This is a genomic window from Ruegeria lacuscaerulensis, from assembly GCF_013034685.1.
GTDB classification, from domain to species: Bacteria; Pseudomonadota; Alphaproteobacteria; order Rhodobacterales; family Rhodobacteraceae; genus Ruegeria; species Ruegeria lacuscaerulensis_B.
In genome coordinates this window covers 649,987-667,061 of the sequence record NZ_WQGO01000001.1, presented here as the reverse complement: position 1 = coordinate 667,061, position 17,075 = coordinate 649,987, and the positions used below count along the sequence as shown (strand labels likewise).

Here is a 17,075-nt window from a genome sequence, read left to right as displayed (position 1 = left end):
TGCGTTCCATAAACAGCAGGCGCTTTGTCCGCTAAGCAGTTTCTGATGTACTACGCAACGAATGGCCGTGTCGCGTCTTAAGCGGACGTTCGCATGAACGCACTAGCCGAGTGTTGCTGCGACAGGAACTGCCGGGCTTTTGCCGTAACGATGACAGCTTAGGTATATTTCAGCCCCCGGAAGTATACCAAATTGGCGAAGTGTAAGCACGTTCCTGAGTTGACGTGGGCACCTCGGCAGGCAGTTCGTCTCCGAACCGAACGGCATCGTAAATTGTCCATCTCGGTGTGGGAATTTCTAAGACACGGGCATAGTAGAAAGCGCTCATAGAAGGATCGAAATCGGGGTCTTTCCAAACGGTGATCCGTTCCGGGGAACCTATTGAATTCGTAAACGTGCCAGTTGCAACATCCACGGTGTTCCCTACCGTTGGCAGGTTGCCGTCCGCATCGGGTTCTCGGTCTCCCGACCAAGCCACATCATAGACACGCTCCTCAGTTTCGCCGCTGGAATTTAGCCAACCTTTCACAATCTGAACACGGTCGAGATTGCCGGAGAACGGATCTTTCAGCGCAGCAACCAGGAAGGTTGGGGCGTCCGCGCCTTGTGTCGCGTCCGCGAGGTCCCCACCCATCGGAACGCCTTTTTCATATCCTATTTCTGCGGGCAATCGAGATCTTGCGTCAGCTTCCGTAAAATCCCAACCACCAAAGAATCGAACCGCGATGCGACTACCGGTTGTCCCGTATACTTCTTTCCGTTCCATGGCGTCGAATATGGCTTCGCGTGTGTTGTCCTGAGCCCAAACCGCTGCATAGCCTGAGGCTGCCATTTCCCACCCGAGAATCCTCAAGGCGTCGAACTCGCCAACGACATGCTGCCAACGGCCAGGTTCCGGCTCGACGCCAGAGTGTTTGCCAAAGAAATTGTCTTCTTCCGCCGTTGCCAAAGCAGTATGGCTGTCGGTCGAGCCCACTACTCCGAACTTGTATGGATTGGTGCCGAGCTGAGCTTCTAGCTTGAGACCGTTCTTCAAGGCCTCGCGGGCGTATTCGTACTGAAGCATCCAGTCTTCTTTGAGTGTCGGACCCAGATTGGATTTGTCCCAGGTTTCATAGTCAGCGAACTCATCGTTCGGGCTGAGAAACGGGTGAGTTTCTCCATCACCTTTGATCTGGGTAATCTCATACATCGGCTCCCACTTGGCACGCCGCTCTGCGTAGTCTTCTGTCAAAGGCTCACCCGTTTCAGGGTTTGTCTCGACCGGAAACATCAAACCGTTGGAGACGTTGCCGTTGTGAGCAAGGGCCAGTACACGACCACCAGTCTCTAGTTCATAAGTTTCCATCCAATCCCATAGCCGTTCCGGATTAAATGTTTCTGCGGTTGTGAAGGGCAGCATTTGCCGAGCGCGAATGGCATCATCCCGGTAGATCACATTGCGGTGGAGGTTGTTGCCAGCTTCGGTAGATGTCCACTAGTATCCGATGAACGCAGTGAATGTGCCAGGGTCATTGTGATGATCCGCAGTTTGCGTGAACTCGTCCCATACGGATTGCACAAACCTTCGATCTGCAACAGCCTCGGGAAGTGCCTCGCCCGTGATGCCAGCAAAGGTTTCAATAACTTCCATAGTGGCGCCAAGTGCAACGTCTCCGCCCGCATTAAGCCGTTCGCTCCAGTCTCTGAGCGTTGCATCGCGCATCAGTGTGGAGTTTCCCGCGATGATTTCATTCATTGCACCCATGGCGTCAGAATGATCGGATACAACAAGCCAGTCGAGCGGACGCGATAACTTCACACGGAGGCCATGTGATGTGGTGACTTCCTCACCACGTGCAAACCTATAGGCATCGTCGGGGCTCAGAATAACGCCAAATCCGCGGGCATCGAGTGAATTTGATGTGTGCAGGTGAGTGTCACCCCACAAAGGTCGCGTAGGAAAATCCCGACCTGCATAGGGTGAGAAATCGGCGGGTGCGGGTTCACGCATATCATCAACCGATATGGTCATCTCTCCGACTAGCCCACCTTGTGCGGCCTCTTGAGCATCTGATGAGCTTGTTATGAATGCTGCGGAAACTATTGCTGTCGATGTCGTCAGAAAAAACTTCATATGAACCTCCCAGCCGAGCTGAATGCCAGCTTATGGCAACATCTGAGTCGGTTGTTCGTCAAGGAAAACAACGGTTTTTCTTGGTTGAGCAAAAGAGAGCCTGAGCGAGGTTCGACCAAAACCGGACCGCAGCTTCGCAAGTAATTTTGACGCTCTACCACTGTGAGAAAATACCGCGACGAGTGACCGTTCTTGACGACTGGCAGCTTCGTTCGACAGTCTTGAGTCCGTGAGCTTGATTGGAGATGTTGTTATGAAGTGGTTGTCCCGCACATTCCTACTGTCCTTATCTCTTCTATTTGCCGAGGCCGCTTCGGCGCAAGAAAAACCTAACATCGTATTCATATTTATGGATAATTTTGGCTGGGGCGAACCCGGGTTCAATGGAGGCGGCATAATCCGAGGTACGGCGACTCCCGAGATGGACGCCCTCGCTGCGGAAGGACTACGACTCACGAACTTCAACGTGGAAAGCCAGTGCACGCCGTCCCGCGCAGCGACCATGACTGGACGGTACGGCATCCGGAGCGGCAACCATACGGTCCCACTGGGAGGTGGCGTTTACGGTCTGACCCAATGGGAAATCACGATCGCTGAGATGCTGAAGGATGTAGGATACAGCACGGCCATGTACGGGAAATGGCACCTTGGATGGACCGAAGGGCGCTATCCAACGAATCAAGGATTCGATGAGTTTTACGGCGTTGAGACCACTGACGTTACAGTCTGGCGCACGCTTCCGGGTTTTGCCGATGCCAACATGGAAGAGCCGGTTGTGATGCAAGGTGTTGCTGGCGAGCCAGCAACCATCGCTCAAGACTACGATCTGGACTATCGCGGCGAAATAGATGGCGACCTGACGAAAAAGGCCATCGAGTTTATCGAAGCAAAGAGTGCCGAAGACGCGCCGTTTTTCATCTATCTTGCTTATACTCAGACCCACTATCCGAACATCGCGTCCGAGGAGTTCGAAGGCGCCACTGGAAACGGCGTCTGGGCCGACATTCTGCTTCAAACAGATAGCTATATCGGACGTATTGTTGATGCGATTGAGGCGGCGGGCGTTTCCGACGACACCGTGGTGATATTTACTGCTGACAACGGCCCCGAAGCTCTTCCGGTTGGGAACGCCAACGTCTCGCCAGTTCCTGCGGTACATGGTACGGCCGGGCCTTGGCGCGGTACTCTGTTCACCAGCCTCGAAGGAAGTATGCGTGTACCATTTGCAATCAAGTGGCCGGGAAAGATCCCTGCCGGTTCTGAAAGCAACGATGTTGTCCACTCAATGGATCTTTATCCGACTCTTGCGGCTTTCGCAGGGGGCAAGGTGCCTGATGACAGGGCCTTTGATGGTGTCGACCAGTCAAAGTTCTTTCTTGGTGACCAACCAAACTCAAACCGAGAAGGTGTTATCGTCTACATGGGTGAGCAGATATTCGGCGTAAAATGGAAGGATTGGAAAGTTCTTTTCAAAGAGAATACGACTGCTTTTGGTGCAACGGAGTCTTTCGACACACCAAGGGTCTACAACCTTTTGAATGATCCACACGAGCGTGAAAGCGTACTCTTCCCGCACACATGGGCAGCCGAAAAGGCGCTGCCGCAGTTGCAGGAGCACATTGCTACATTCGAGAAGTTTCCTCCGATCCCCCCGGGAACGCCGGATCCCTATGAACCACCCAATGACTGAGTGACGGCTTTGTCCGCCCAGCCGACGCTCGGACCCAAACCACCCTCGCAGCTTTCAGCGAGGGCGTTTTCCTTGTGAGGGCTCGTTGCGCCTTGCGTAGTTCTTGAATTTACAACACTTCCGGTAAGAGGCTTGACGAAACGCCCGCACTCTTTTCAAGCTCTACAATGTCAATTTAGGTTCCGGTGTTCCCAATCACCGCCGACGATCTCTCCGCGAGCTCATCGGCTGAAAGGCCACGCCCACATGCGCTTCGCAGTACGGCTTACCTGCCTCAACCGGCAGGCCGCAGAACCAGAAATCCTCGGTTGCGGGGTCGCCGACGGGCCATTTGCAGGTTTTCTCAGTCAGTTCCATCAGCGTCAGCTTCTTGGCCTTTTTCTCGACCTCGTTGACCTTGGCCAGAGCCTCGGGGCTGATTTCGTTGGCCGAAGGCTGCGGCGGCAGCGGTTGACCGGCCGGGATGATCTGGCGGCGGGCGGGCACGGCGGGCTTCGCCTCGGCCGTCGGAGCGGGTGCGGGGCGCGCGGGTTCGGTCTTGGGCGCGGGTTTCGGTTTGGCCTCGGCCTTGGGCGCAGCGGGGGCCGGTTTTTCCTTCGGTTCGGCCTTGGCCGGGGTCGCGCCGGTTGCGCGGTTCGACAGGCCCAGACGGTGAACCTTGCCGATCACCGCATTGCGGGTCACGCCGCCCAGTTCTTTGGCGATCTGGCTGGCCGACTGGCCCTCGCCCCACATCTTTTTCAGCAGTTCTACACGCTCGTCAGTCCAGGACATCATTTGCCTTTCAAAAGCGGAAAGCGGCCCCGGATTCGGGCCGCCTTGGGAAATCATCTCAGCGCCCTATTCTAATCACTGCCGCCCGAGTTACAAGCGGTTCTCGAATCAGCTATGGGGTGGGTCATGCAGAATCTGATCGAACAGGACGCGCGCCGCTTTGGCGCGGTGAATTGGATGGGCCTTTTCACCCTGGCGCAACGCGAAACGCTTCGGTTCATGGGGGTGTGGACACAGACCCTTTTGGCCCCTTTGGTAACGGCGGGCCTGTTTCTGCTGATCTTCAACATCGCCATCGGCCCCAGCCGTTCGGACGTTATGGGTGTGCCGTTCCTGACCTTTCTAGCGCCCGGGATCATGATGATGACCGTGATCCAGAACGCTTTTGCCAATACCTCCTCGTCGATGGTGATCGCCAAGGTGCAGGGCAACATTGTCGATACGCTGATGCCGCCCTTATCGCCGCTGGAGATCCTGTTGGGTTATCTGGCAGGCGGGATTGCGCGGGGCGTTCTGATCGCGCTGGTGGTCGCCTTGGCTTTGGCCCTGGTGTTGGGGATCGTGCCGCAATACCCGCTTATCGCGTTGATTTTTGTGGTACTGGGCGGGGCTTTCATGGGTGCACTTGGCCTGTTCGCCGGGATTTTCGCCAATAAATTCGACCAGATGGCGGCGATCACCAATTTTATCGTCACACCACTGGCATTCCTGTCGGGCACATTTTACTCGGTAGAGGCTCTACCACCCGTATTGAACCGCCTGAGCCACGTGAACCCGGTTTTCTATCTGATCGACGGGCTGCGATATGGGATGATCGGGGTGTCCGATAGCTCTGCGTGGCTGGGGATGGTTATCTGCGCAGGCGCAACCCTTTTGGTAGGCGCGGCGACCTGGCAGATGTTGCGAACAGGTTATCGGCTCAAGGCCTGACGCTGCCGTCCTTCGCGCCAGACGAGGATCAGACCTCCGGTCAGGATGATCGTGGCGCCCAGCGTGCTAATCCAATCAGGCACAACGCGGAAAATGGCGAAATCATAGAACGCGGCAAAGATGAGCGTGACATAGCTGATCGGTGCAACAAATGATGCGTCCGCCCGCGCCATTCCGTTGACGAAACACGCCTGTGCACAGGCCATCAGCACTCCGATTCCGGCCAGCGCCGCCCATTGCTGCGAGGTGGGCATCTGGAACACGAAGCTGACCGCGACCGAGGCGATGGTCAGACCCATTGCATTGTTGATCAGCAGAATCTGGATGGGAATCTCTCGGCCCGAGAGCTTTTTGATGAAAATCAGCTCCATCCCGATCACCACGGCAGCCGTCAGCGCCAGCAACGCGGCGGGTTGAAAACTGTCGGGGGTTGGGCGCAGCAAGATCAAAGCTCCGGCCAAAGCGACTGCTGCAGCAAGCCAGCGCCAAGGGCCGATGGTCTCCCTCAGTAACGGAATGGCCAGAATCATGGCGAAAACCGGGTTCAGGAAGGATATCGCAGTGGCATCGGCGAGCGGGATAAACGCGACCGAGGCGAACATCAGCGTGATCCCGACCCATCCGAAACTGGTGCGCCCGATATGCAGCCCCCAATGCGGGCGGCTCAGGCGCGGGCGCAGAATGCCAACTGCGCTGACAATGACCATAAACGCGAACATAAACCGCCCGTGGCTGATCTGCATCGGGTGCAGGGCTGGGCCCAACTCATCTGTTCCCAACGCCTTGGCCAGCAGGGTTGTCCCGGCAAGAAGCGCGCTGGCTGCAATGATCAGCAAGGCCGCGAGCGGCGGGTTTTGGCGGGCGGGTGTCATGGGCCAGCGGTGCGCCAAGGAGCTTCAAATAGCAAGGGACAAGTTCACCTTTGGACGGAAATTCGACCATGCGTCCATTTCGGGGTTCCCAGTTGGTGCAGACCTCGCTATACGCGCTTGCATGATCAAGGCTGCACATATCCTGCGCCTCCGACGTCGACGCATCACTGCGTAACCGGCCTGTTTGATCTATTGCGCACTGTAATTATGCGCAAACTCCACCAAATCTGTTGACGAATAGGGCCTTCGTGTTTCACTCACGAGGCTCAACTGATCCAAAAAGGATGATCCCATGATCCCGTCCGTTCTGCCGACCTATAATCGCGCGCCTCTGACCTTCGTGAAAGGTGAGGGCGCCTGGCTGACCGAGGCGGATGGCCGACGTTTCCTTGATCTTGGCGCCGGGATCGCCGTGAACGCGCTGGGCCATGCGCATCCGGCGCTGGTGAACGCGTTGTCCGAACAGGCGCATGCGCTGTGGCACGTGTCGAACCTCTATCACATTCCCCAGCAGCAGGCCTTGGCCGACAAGCTGGTGGAACATACCTTTGCTGATACGGTGTTTTTCACCAATTCCGGAACGGAATCCTGTGAACTGGCCGTGAAAATGGCCCGCAAGCATTTCTATGACAAAGGTCAGCCAGAACGGGTCGAGATCATCACATTCGACGGTTCGTTCCACGGTCGCTCCTCGGCAGGTATCGCCGCTGCGGGGTCCGAGAAGATGACCAAGGGCTTTGGCCCGCTGCTGCCTGGCTTCGTGCACCTGACATTTGGCGATCTGGACGGTGTAACCAACGCCATCACCGAGAAAACCGCCGCGATTCTGATCGAACCGGTGCAGGGCGAAGGCGGTATCCGCCCTGTCCCCGACGCGGAAATGAAAGCGCTGCGCCAGATATGCGACGACAATGGCCTGCTGTTGATCCTTGACGAAGTGCAATGCGGCGTGGGCCGAACCGGCAAGCTCTTCGCCCACGAATGGGCTGGGATCACGCCGGATATCATGATGGTTGCCAAAGGCATAGGCGGAGGGTTCCCCCTGGGCGCCGTCCTGGCCACCGAAGACGCCGCCAACGGCATGACCGCAGGCACTCATGGATCGACCTATGGCGGCAACCCGCTGGGCTGCGCCGTGGGCTGCGCAGTGATTGACCAAGTGACAACCCCTGCCTTCCTCGAAGGTGTGAACCGCAAGGCGGGCCTTCTGCGTCAGAAACTCGAAGGGCTGATTGCCGACCACCCGGATGTTTTCGAAGAGGTGCGCGGCACTGGTCTGATGCTGGGCCTGAAATGTAGGCCCACCAATATCGACGTGGTGAATGCGGGCTATGACAATGAGGTCATCACCGTCCCTGCTGCCGACAATGTGATCCGCCTGTTGCCACCGCTGACCCTGACCGAGGACGATATCGCGCAAGCCATGATCCGCCTGGAAAAAGCAGCGCAGCAGGTCCAGGCCAATCTGACCACTGCCTGATCCATCTTATGTTCAAAAATACCTCGGGGGCCGCCATTCGGGCGCCATTGGTTCAAGATCCAATGACGACGGGCAGCGCCCCCGGCAACCAAAAGCCAAAAGCGAAACGAAATGAACCATTTTCTCGACATTCACAAAACCGAAGCAAGCGACCTGCGGGCTATGATCGACCAGGCCGGGGCAATGAAACAGGCGCGCCTTGGCCGCCCCAAAGCCGCCGTTGATGATGAACAACCCCTCAAGGATCGGATGGTTGCTCTGATCTTCGAAAAACCTTCGACCCGGACGCGCGTGTCTTTCGATGTCGGCGTGCGCCAAATGGGCGGGCAAACGATGGTGCTGTCCGGCAAAGACATGCAACTGGGTCACGGAGAAACCATCGCCGACACCGCGCGCGTGCTGTCGCGCTATGTCGACATGATCATGATCCGCACCTTTGACGAGACGATCCTTACGGAAATGGCCGAATTCTCGGACGTGCCGGTCATCAACGGCCTGACCGACCGCACCCATCCCTGTCAGATCATGGCCGATGTCCTGACATTTGAAGAACATCGCGGGCCGATCGCAGGCAAAAAGGTGGTCTGGACCGGCGACGGCAACAATGTCTGCGCATCCTTTCTTCATGCGGCCGGTCAATTTGGCTTCGACTTCACATTCACAGGCCCACCACAGCTTGACCCCGAAGAAGAGTTCATGGGATTCGCCCGCCAAAAAGGGTCACAGATCGTGATCGAGCGTGATCCGTTCAAAGCCGTCCAAGGCGCCGATCTGGTTGTAGCCGACACGTGGGTCTCGATGCATGACAGCCAGTCTGCCAAGGAACGCCGCCACAACCTTCTGCGCCCCTATCAGGTCAATACCGAACTGATGTCACATGCTAAGCCGGACGCGCTGTTCATGCATTGCCTGCCGGCCCACCGCGAAGAAGAGGCGACATCCGAGGTCATGGACGGCCCGAACTCGGTGATCTTTGACGAGGCCGAAAACCGTCTGCACGCGCAAAAAGCTGTGATGCGCTGGTGTCTGGGCGTCTAACGCCTGCGCAGGTCCCATACACGCAATCTGGCGAGCGTCCAAACGCTCGTCAGCAGAACCAAACCACATAGGGCGGCTTTGGTCACAACCTCCATCGTGCCTTCAATCAGGAGCGCATGAGCGACGGTCCCGGCAATTGTCACAGAGGCTAAAACGGTGTGCAAAAGCCGCCAGATGCGAAACCGCAGGGCCAGCCGCTGCCTCAAAACGCCCAACCCACAAGCCACGAATGCAGTCCACATGGCGATGACGCCCCACACTGAGAATGGAGTGGGTGATGTGAAGGTCAAAGCATCTACAACATCCGGCGGGCTGGTGATCCACAACCCGGCGACGTGGATGATGATGGCACCGATCAAAATCAGGCCAACCCAGCGGTGCAGGCGGCGGCTGAGAAGTGGCGTTACTCCCGGTAGAGCTTTTGAGGCCAATAGCGGCTGCAACAACAATAAGCTCAGCGACAGCACCCCCGCGAAACCTGCAACGATGTAGATAGGGCTTCGCCAGGCCAGATAGGGGCTGAAGCCAGCAGCAATGACTGGCACCAAAAGCGCAACAAACAAGGCCACCCAGACCAATGCGGTGCGACGAGCCACTTAGATCGGTTGCAACACGAAATGCACCGCAAGGGTTTTGTCCCGTGCACTGGACATCACAGGGCGTAGGAAAACCGTCTCGAATTCGCCGCTATCATAGGCCAGATGCCCATGCGGTTGCCCAAAAGCAGGCACGATCTGCGGCATCTCCAGCCGGAACGCACCTTCCGCGTCGGTTAAGGTTGCGCCGTGGCTTTGGGGGTCGCGCTCATGACCTTCGGTTGTGTGCGCCCAGATTTGAATGCGTTGACCGGGCAGAGGGGCACCGTCACCTGCGCGGCGCACGGTACCCGTCATCCAGAACCCGCCGCCACCAATCCGTTCGACCACAGGAGCGCCGGGGCGATAGTTGTTTGATCCTCCGCGCATCGACGGCGTCGGCGCCAACCCTTTGGCGCGAGCAGGAACCAAAAGGCCCGAGGCCAACACAGCCCCGCCTCCTGCGATCAGAGAACGACGATTGAGGGGCGAACCGGTCATGCAATCCTCCTGCGGTTTGACGCTAGATATAAAATAGCACGATCTCAGCTTATTCCGAGGAGGATATGCGAATTGTGAAGTGGCTCGAGGATGCGGGGGCCACTTCTGGGCGTTCGGAGCAGGGTTTCTTTGCCGCGACTAAACGAATGGTATGTGATAACATAATTGCAATGAAATGATGTAACTCGCAATGCGCACTAGTTATGTGCAAAAATTGCAGTATTAATGATGTTTTTTGGGGTATATTTTGCATCCACGAACAGAACCTAAGTTTGCAACTGAGGACACCGGAATGAGTTGGAACCCCACCCACAGCCCCGAATGCCAGTCTGAGAGCGCCGCGCTTGAAACACTGATCATTCCTCGGGCTCGCGATCTCGGCGGGTTTGAGGTGCGACGGGCGCTGCCTTCGGTAAAACGTCAGCTTGTCGGACCATTTATTTTCTTCGACCAGATGGGCCCGGCGGAATTTATCACCGATGGTGGCATTGACGTGCGCCCGCACCCGCATATTGGGCTGGGTACCGTGACTTACCTGTATCAGGGTGAATTCGAACATCGCGACAGTCTGGGCACCCATCAGATGATCTATCCAGGCGAGGTGAACTGGATGGTAGCGGGGCGCGGTGTGACCCATTCGGAACGCACAAGCGCCGAAACACGCGGCAAAAAGCACAGTCTGTTCGGCATCCAGACCTGGATCGCACTGCCGGACCAGCACGAGGATATGGCCCCCGATTTCGAACATCACAAGCAAGGTGCGTTGCCGCATATTCAGGACACAGGGGTCAGTGCGAGGCTCATCCTTGGATCGGCCTATGGCGCGTCCAGCCCCGTAAACATGCTGTCCGAGACCTTTTATCTGGATGTTCAACTTGACCCCGGCGCGGCCATTCCCTTGCCCGACGATCACGAGGATAGGGGCGTCTACGTGACGCAGGGCTCGGTCGAGGTTGCAGGCGACGTTTTCGAAGCCGGCCGCATGATGGTGTTCCGGCCAGGCGATCGCCTTTCGGTCAGGGCAGGACCAGCAGGGGCGCGGCTGATGCTGTTAGGGGGCGCAACATTGGGGCAAGATCGGTATATCTGGTGGAATTTTGTCTCATCCTCGAAGGAAAAGATCGAGACCGCCACGCGGGAATGGCAGGCCGCCGATTGGGCGAAGGGTGCTTTTCAACTGCCCCCCGGAGATGACGCCGAATATATCGAGATTTCTGAACAGCTTGCACGCACGAAGCCCAGATTGGCGCGGTGACGGCACGTCACGTGACCTTGCCCCAGTGGCCTATCCCGGCAATTCTTGTCTGAAGGGGAGGGCGCCATGAAAATCGCCATAGCGGGTGCAGGCAGTATCGGGTGTTATTGCGGCGGGTTGCTTGCTAGTGCCGGTCTCGAGGTCACTCTGCTAGGGCGTGCCCGCGTTTTGGATCCGATCCGGGAACATGGCCTGACCCTTACGGATTTTGCCGGGCAGAACCGGCACATTGACACTTTGACTCTAGCCGAGGATCCGGTGTGCATGGCAGATGCCGAGGTGGTCATCGTCACCGTCAAATCCGGAGCGACGGCAGATATGGCTGCGCTGATTGGGCAATATGCGCCGCAGTCGGTAGTGCTGTCCTGGCAAAACGGGATCGAGAATGCGCGTGTACTGCGCGCTGCCTTGCCCGATCAGGATGTCCGCGCCGGAATGGTGCCGTTCAACGTTGTTCCTATGGAGGGCGGGCGGTTTCACCGGGCCACCTCGGGCGAGATTGTCATCCAATCCGGCGCAGGAGGTTTGGGGCAGGCGCTGGGATCTGCAGAATTGCCTGTTGTCGAAAGCGACAGGATCGAGGCCGTTCAGTGGGGCAAGCTGGTCATCAACCTCAACAATGCGCTGAACGCCTTGTCCGGGATGACGTTGAAACAGCAGTTGATGGACCGGAACTGGCGTCAGCTTATGGCCGACCAAATGGCCGAGGCTCTGGCTGTTCTCAGGGCTGCGGATCATCCCGTTGCATCGACCACACCGTTGCCTGCTTGGGCTATTCCGCATGTTCTTCGCCTGCCGACGCCGTTGTTTTCAAAAATTGCGGCGCGGATGCTGACGATAGATCCTAATGCGCGCACCTCTATGGCATATGACCTGATGGCCGGGCGCGTTACCGAGATCGACAGCCTGCAAGGCGAGATTATCCGCCTCGGAGTGCAGCATGGCGTGGCGACGCCTTATTGCGCGGGTGTGCAGGCTTTGATCGAAGAGGCGCAGGATCAGCCTTTATCCGTTGATCAGGTCAGGCGCGCTGTGGATTAGTGGAAGGCCGTCAGAAGGCCGAAGATCATCGCCGACATGACGGCCGAGGCGGGTACTGTCACCATCCACGCCCCAAGGATCGTCATGAAATGCGACCGGCGGACAAGCTTGCGGCGTTGGCGTTCCTCGCGGGCACGTCGTTGTTCAGGCGGGCGCTGTTGGTTGGACTTTTTCCAGCGGCGATCTGTCTCCCATTCGCGGAAGAAACCCACCCCGAATACTGCGCCGATAGCGATATGGGTGGTGCTCACGGGTAAGCCCAGCCAACTGGCCAGAATGACGGTCAGAGCTGTGGCGAGGGCGATGCAAAAGGCACGCATCGGGTTCAGTTTCGTGATCTGGGTACCCACCATGCGGATCAGGCGCGGACCAAACAGGAATAAACCGAAAGAGATACCAAACGCGCCGATCAGCATGATCCATTGCGGCACGGCTACCGTGGCGGCAAGGTCGTGGAATTCAGACACGTGGACGATCCCGGCCAAAGGGCCGATCGCGTTCGCCACGTCATTTGCCCCATGCGCGAAGCTGAGGAAAATGGCAGCGATGATCAGAGGAAGGCCAAACAGAGATTTCATCGCCCGGCGGCGGTTCTCTATGTTGCGGGTCCGCCTGTGCACCCATGGGATCGTAAGTCGCCAGAAAAAAAGCCCCAAACCTCCACCGGTGCTCAATGCGATGACAGGATCAACTTGGACGACCCGCTCTAACCCTTTTACCGACATATAGGTCGCAAAAGCACCTGCCATCAGCCCCACCAAAATAGGAACCCAGCGGCGCGCGGCGGTGATTTTGTCGTCCTGGCGCAGAATGCGCGCGCGGATAAAAGCCAGGAACATGGCGGCGACCGCGCCGCCAATCACGGGCGAGACCATCCAACTGAGTGCTATGGTGCCGACGGTGCTCCAGTTCACGGCGCTCAGACCTGCGGCTGCGACGCCTGCGCCGACCACGCCCCCAACGACCGAATGCGTGGTCGAAACCGGGGCCCTCACCCAAGTGGCGATATTGACCCACAACGCCGCCGACATCAGGGCCGCCAACATGGCCCAGATAAAGTGCGCTTCTGTTGTGACCGAAGCCGGATGTACGATATCGCGCGAAATAGTCGTCACGACATCACCCCCGGCCAGCAGCGCACCTGCGCTTTCGGCGATGGCGACGATTGTGATGGCGACACCCATCGGCAACGCGTTGGCGCCCACGGCGGGGCCCATGTTGTTGGCGACATCGTTGGCGCCCACATTGATCGCCATATAGGCGCCGAATACGGCGGCTGCGACCACAACCAGACGCCCGTCGGCCTGCCCAAACAACACTGCAGCGGTCAATCCCGCCAACACCACAAAGGCCAACGCAACGCCGGAGGCCAGCAGCGGGCGCGCAACGAACGCATTCGCGTGTTCAATACGCGAAATGCGGTGCAGGTCGCTGTCCAGCGCCTTCCATCGGCTGTTGGTGTGGATTTCAGTCATTGGGTTTTGCAAGTGGTTGCGGGCTAGCGCAGGCCGATACAAGGTTCGGGCCTGCTATTCAACCTTCTGCCCTTTCAGGGCTTGCGAATGTGTTAATACCGACGAAGAAGCGCACGCAATTCGGGCTCGTTCACCCGCTCTGCCGCGTCGGACGGGCGAACCCAGTGCCGCTCGCGCTGGCCGAGCTCCGGGAACTCGTCCGCCAACTCCTCTACCTCAATTCGGTACACGCTGGTCAGAACCGGAAGCAAAGATCCGTCGTTTAGCTTTTTGTCATATGTATAGCGCCCCACCGGGTCCCGGTGGATATGTGCGGCCTGAACGCCGGCCTCTTCCCATGCCTCTTGCGCAGCCGTTTCAGCACCGTCTTTGCCATCCATGGGCCAGCCCTTTGGGATGATCCAGCGACCGGTGTCACGGCTGGTGATCAGTAGCACCTCGATCCCACTATCGGTTTGGCGCGTGCACAACGCTGCGACCTGCACCCTGCGGGGACGCAGGAACAGGGGGCGAAGGATCTCCTCCCAGGTATTTCGCAACCAATGTGACATGTATTTTTTACGCCGGCCTGCCCGAGCGCCTCCTCAAGCGGTCAAATAACAACGAAAGAAGATATATTCAATAAACCGGAGGGGCAGGCCTAATTGCGTCGTTTCGCACGCAAGGTTGGGTCGGCCTGTGTGGGGTCTTCGGGCCAGGGGTGTTTGGGGTATTGCGCGCGCATGTCCTTTCGGACATCAGCGTAGGAGCCCGCCCAGAACCCCGGCAGGTCGCGTGTGATCTGAATGGGGCGTTGGGCCGGGGACAGCAGGGTGATCTTCAGCGGTTCGCCTCCGACAACCGGATGGCGCGTGACACCGAACAGTTCCTGTAACCGGACCGAGATTTCCGGGATCGCCCCGCCATAATCAATCGGTACCTTGCGGCCCAACGGCGTCTGAAACGCGCCCGGCGCACGTCGGTCCAGTTCCTGCGTCTGGGTCCAGTCTAGCCGTACACGCAGGGCAGGCAGCAGATCAAACCGCTTCCAGTCCTCGGCCGAACGCACGCCTGACAGCATGGGCAGCAGCCAGTCTTCTAGAGTTTTCATCAACCCCTCGGCTGAGAAATCGGGCAGGTTGGCACCTTCGGCGCGGACAAGTTCGACCCGCGCCGCCAGCCGGGCGGAGGCCCCTTCGAGCCGCAGTCCGAGGTCGCGGACACCGTCCAACATCGCCAGTGCCAAGGTTTCGTCGGGCACGTCCTTCCAGATACGGTCATCCAAGGTAATCGCGCCCAGCCGTTCCTGCCTGCGGGCGATGACGCGGCGGTCGCGTTTGGACCACGCACAACTTTCGACCCAGGCGATCTGATCCGCGAAGAGATCACGGATTTCACGTTCCGAGATCTGCGCAGCCATGCGCACGCGCGCCTCGCGCGGATTGCCGTCGGTGTCGGTGACAACCAGATAGGGGGCTGCGGCCAGGGTGTCCGTGCTGTCCAGCACCACTCCCTTGCCACCCGACAAGACATAGCGCGGCTCATCGCCTTTGCGGCGTTGGCCGATGCGGTCGGGATAGGCCAGCGCGGCCATGGCGGCGGGGCTCAGGTCGGATGGGCTGCCCTTGCTGCGCAACCGCTTGGCCTCGGCCTTGATGCGATCAAGCGCACCCGTATTTACTTGCCAGACGCGGTTGCGTTGAAATGCGCGCGGGTCGCGCAAGGCCTCAAGCCGCAACAACATATCAACAGGCGCGCCAAGCAGCGGGTCGCGCTCGGCCATCAACGCGGCCAGAGCGGCGGCGTCCGGCCCGGCACGTTCCAGCATATGTCCCAGCCTTGGGTGCAGGGGCAGGGCGGCCAGCGCGCGACCGTGATCGGTGATCCGCCCCTTGCGGTCCAGTGCGCCCAGCATGGTCAGCAAGGCGCGGGCCTCAGACATCGTGCCTTCGGGCGGAGGGGTCAGAAAGGCCAGATCGCCCGGTTCTGCCCCCCAAAGCGCCAGTTCCAGCGCCAGACCGGTCAGGTCGGCTGCCTCGATCTCGGCCGGAGGGTAGGTGGAAAGGGCGCCCTCTTCGCCTTTGGACCAAAAGCGATAGCAAACGCCTTCAGCCACGCGTCCGGCACGGCCCGTGCGTTGGGTTGCCTCGGCGCGTGTGACCCGTTCCGTTACCAGCCGCGACATGCCTGATCCCGGATCAAACCGCGCCCGCCGTGCCTGTCCCATATCGACCACAACGCGGATGTCGGGAATGGTTAGAGAGGTTTCGGCAATCGACGTGGCCAGAACGACCTTGCGCCCCGTCTCGACCGGACCAATCGCCTTGCGTTGGGCGGCGAAGGGCATCGCGCCGAATAGGGGGCGCACAACACACACATCGGGCAAGCGCCCGGCCAAGGCGTTTTCGGCGCGGCGAATCTCGCCCTCGCCTGGCAGGAAAACCAACATCCCGCCGGTTGTTTCGCGTTCGGCCTGCACCACCAGATCGACCAGAGCATCCAGCCGTCGCGCCTTCGTGCCCAAAGGATGGTCCAGCCAGCGTGTTTCAACCGGAAAGCTGCGGCCGGACGAGGTTACTAGTGGCGCGTTCATCAACCGCCCGACAGGTTCGGCGTCCAACGTGGCAGACATGGCCAAAAGGATCAGATCGTCGCGCAACGCGCCTGTCACCTCAAGGCACAGCGCCAGTCCCAAATCGGCATTCAGGGACCGTTCGTGAAATTCGTCAAAGATCACCGCGCCAACGCCGGGCAGGTCGGGTTCGGATTGTAGCATCCTGGTCAGGATGCCTTCGGTCACGACCTCGATCCGGGTGTTGGCCGACACCTTCGCTTCGCCCCGTACCCGGTAGCCCACCGTCTGCCCCGCACGTTCGCCCAGCGTTTCGGCCATGCGTTCCGCTGCCGCACGGGCGGCCAGACGGCGCGGTTCCAGCATCACGATCTTGCCGTCACACAACCCCGCCTCGAGCATCGCCAGAGGGACCCGGGTCGTCTTACCCGCGCCCGGAGGCGCTTGCAGTACGGCCCGCCCTGCGGATTTTAGGGCAGTCAGCAGTTCAGGAATGGTGTCGTCGATTGGTAGTCGAGTCATGCAGGCTTTATCCGCCAAGCGCCGGGCGGCGTCCAGTTCCTCTGCACCGGTTTCGTCAGAGGAGAGGCCTATCTCGCACGCCTTTACCCAAAGCGGGTCCGCACGCTGGGCCTGAGCAGCGACGGTGAAGGGGACAGAAACTAGACGCCAGGGTCACAAAAACAGCTCAGCTTGTTGGCATCCAGCGGGGTCTTCGCACAGTCCGGTCTGGACAAATCGGCTGTGGCGACGGCAATTAGTGGAGCCGCAGGAGGT

General features: G+C 58.9%; 13 protein-coding genes and 1 pseudogene. 6 read left to right on the top strand and 8 right to left on the bottom strand.

Translation table 11 applies throughout. The annotated features are described in order from the left end of the window. Positions 1-169: 169 nt before the first annotated feature. Positions 170-1,993 (bottom strand): annotated as a pseudogene (locus GOV80_RS03320) (DUF3604 domain-containing protein). Positions 1,994-2,369: 376 nt separating this feature from the next. Here GOV80_RS03320 and GOV80_RS03315 point away from each other — a divergent pair. Continuing rightward, positions 2,370-3,806, top strand: coding sequence for an arylsulfatase (locus GOV80_RS03315; protein ID WP_170782828.1), 1,437 nt, complete (start codon positions 2,370-2,372; stop codon positions 3,804-3,806). A 195-nt stretch (positions 3,807-4,001) separates the two neighbouring features. Here GOV80_RS03315 and GOV80_RS03310 read toward each other — a convergent pair whose 3' ends face one another. Then, the gene (locus GOV80_RS03310; RefSeq protein ID WP_170770617.1) at positions 4,002-4,580 is read right to left on the bottom strand and encodes a GcrA family cell cycle regulator; all 579 of its coding nucleotides are present in this window, start codon (positions 4,578-4,580) and stop codon (positions 4,002-4,004) included. A 126-nt stretch (positions 4,581-4,706) separates the two neighbouring features. Here GOV80_RS03310 and GOV80_RS03305 point away from each other — a divergent pair, with 126 nt between their 5' ends. Beyond that, positions 4,707-5,510, top strand: coding sequence for an ABC transporter permease (locus tag GOV80_RS03305; RefSeq protein ID WP_170782827.1), 804 nt, complete (start codon positions 4,707-4,709; stop codon positions 5,508-5,510). Here the strand turns inward: GOV80_RS03305 and GOV80_RS03300 are convergent. Further along, positions 5,492-6,382 carry a DMT family transporter gene (locus GOV80_RS03300; RefSeq protein WP_170782826.1) on the bottom strand — a complete coding sequence of 297 codons (891 nt, stop codon included), beginning with the start codon at positions 6,380-6,382 and terminating at the stop codon, positions 5,492-5,494. The two genes, GOV80_RS03305 and GOV80_RS03300, sit on opposite strands and share 19 nt — an antisense overlap. Before the next feature lie 292 nt (positions 6,383-6,674). Here GOV80_RS03300 and GOV80_RS03295 point away from each other — a divergent pair, with 292 nt between their 5' ends. Together GOV80_RS03295 and argF are read left to right on the top strand one after the other, a co-directional pair. Then, on the top strand, positions 6,675-7,862 hold the full coding sequence (locus GOV80_RS03295) for an aspartate aminotransferase family protein (RefSeq protein ID WP_170782825.1): 1,188 nt from the start codon (positions 6,675-6,677) through the stop codon (positions 7,860-7,862). 111 nt (positions 7,863-7,973) lie between these two features. Beyond that, a complete protein-coding gene (gene argF, locus GOV80_RS03290) occupies positions 7,974-8,900 on the top strand; it encodes an ornithine carbamoyltransferase (protein WP_170782824.1) in 927 nt (308 codons plus the stop codon). Here the strand turns inward: argF and GOV80_RS03285 are convergent. After that, entirely contained in the window at positions 8,897-9,496 is a 600-nt protein-coding gene (locus GOV80_RS03285) for a ferric reductase-like transmembrane domain-containing protein (protein WP_170782823.1), read from the bottom strand. The genes argF and GOV80_RS03285 overlap by 4 nt on opposite strands. After that, a complete protein-coding gene (locus GOV80_RS03280) occupies positions 9,497-9,976 on the bottom strand; it encodes a peptidase associated/transthyretin-like domain-containing protein (RefSeq protein ID WP_170782822.1) in 480 nt (159 codons plus the stop codon). A 292-nt stretch (positions 9,977-10,268) separates the two neighbouring features. On the opposite strand from GOV80_RS03280, the gene GOV80_RS03275 reads away from it, so the two are divergent. Next, positions 10,269-11,231 (top strand): pirin family protein, encoded by a 963-nt coding sequence (locus GOV80_RS03275; protein WP_170782821.1) that lies wholly within the window; start codon positions 10,269-10,271, stop codon positions 11,229-11,231. Positions 11,232-11,297: 66 nt separating this feature from the next. Continuing rightward, positions 11,298-12,272: a 2-dehydropantoate 2-reductase gene (locus GOV80_RS03270; protein WP_170782820.1), complete on the top strand. Its 975-nt coding sequence runs from the start codon at positions 11,298-11,300 to the stop codon at positions 12,270-12,272. Here GOV80_RS03270 and GOV80_RS03265 read toward each other — a convergent pair. The 3 genes from GOV80_RS03265 to hrpB all read right to left on the bottom strand — a co-directional run bounded on the left by GOV80_RS03265 (position 12,269) and on the right by hrpB (position 16,820). Next, on the bottom strand, positions 12,269-13,747 hold the full coding sequence (locus tag GOV80_RS03265; RefSeq protein WP_170782819.1) for an inorganic phosphate transporter: 1,479 nt from the start codon (positions 13,745-13,747) through the stop codon (positions 12,269-12,271). The genes GOV80_RS03270 and GOV80_RS03265 overlap by 4 nt on opposite strands. 92 nt (positions 13,748-13,839) lie before the next feature. Beyond that, the gene (locus GOV80_RS03260; RefSeq protein WP_170782818.1) at positions 13,840-14,298 is read right to left on the bottom strand and encodes an NUDIX hydrolase; all 459 of its coding nucleotides are present in this window, start codon (positions 14,296-14,298) and stop codon (positions 13,840-13,842) included. Between the two features lie 89 nt (positions 14,299-14,387). Then, the gene (gene hrpB / locus GOV80_RS03255; RefSeq protein ID WP_170782817.1) at positions 14,388-16,820 is read right to left on the bottom strand and encodes an ATP-dependent helicase HrpB; all 2,433 of its coding nucleotides are present in this window, start codon (positions 16,818-16,820) and stop codon (positions 14,388-14,390) included. Positions 16,821-17,075: the final 255 nt, after the last annotated feature.

Excerpts from the sequence above, each read along its gene's own strand:
- GOV80_RS03315 (WP_170782828.1), top strand. The coding sequence starts at position 2,370 with ATGAAGTGGTTGTCCCGCACATTCCTACTGTCCTTATCTCTTCTATTT.
- GOV80_RS03310 (WP_170770617.1), bottom strand. The coding sequence starts at position 4,580 with ATGTCCTGGACTGACGAGCGTGTAGAACTGCTGAAAAAGATGTGGGGC.
- GOV80_RS03305 (WP_170782827.1), top strand. The coding sequence starts at position 4,707 with ATGCAGAATCTGATCGAACAGGACGCGCGCCGCTTTGGCGCGGTGAAT.
- GOV80_RS03300 (WP_170782826.1), bottom strand. The coding sequence starts at position 6,382 with ATGACACCCGCCCGCCAAAACCCGCCGCTCGCGGCCTTGCTGATCATT.
- GOV80_RS03295 (WP_170782825.1), top strand. The coding sequence starts at position 6,675 with ATGATCCCGTCCGTTCTGCCGACCTATAATCGCGCGCCTCTGACCTTC.
- argF (WP_170782824.1), top strand. The coding sequence starts at position 7,974 with ATGAACCATTTTCTCGACATTCACAAAACCGAAGCAAGCGACCTGCGG.
- GOV80_RS03280 (WP_170782822.1), bottom strand. The coding sequence starts at position 9,976 with ATGACCGGTTCGCCCCTCAATCGTCGTTCTCTGATCGCAGGAGGCGGG.
- GOV80_RS03275 (WP_170782821.1), top strand. The coding sequence starts at position 10,269 with ATGAGTTGGAACCCCACCCACAGCCCCGAATGCCAGTCTGAGAGCGCC.
- GOV80_RS03270 (WP_170782820.1), top strand. The coding sequence starts at position 11,298 with ATGAAAATCGCCATAGCGGGTGCAGGCAGTATCGGGTGTTATTGCGGC.
- GOV80_RS03265 (WP_170782819.1), bottom strand. The coding sequence starts at position 13,747 with ATGACTGAAATCCACACCAACAGCCGATGGAAGGCGCTGGACAGCGAC.
- GOV80_RS03260 (WP_170782818.1), bottom strand. The coding sequence starts at position 14,298 with ATGTCACATTGGTTGCGAAATACCTGGGAGGAGATCCTTCGCCCCCTG.
- hrpB (WP_170782817.1), bottom strand. The coding sequence starts at position 16,820 with ATGACTCGACTACCAATCGACGACACCATTCCTGAACTGCTGACTGCC.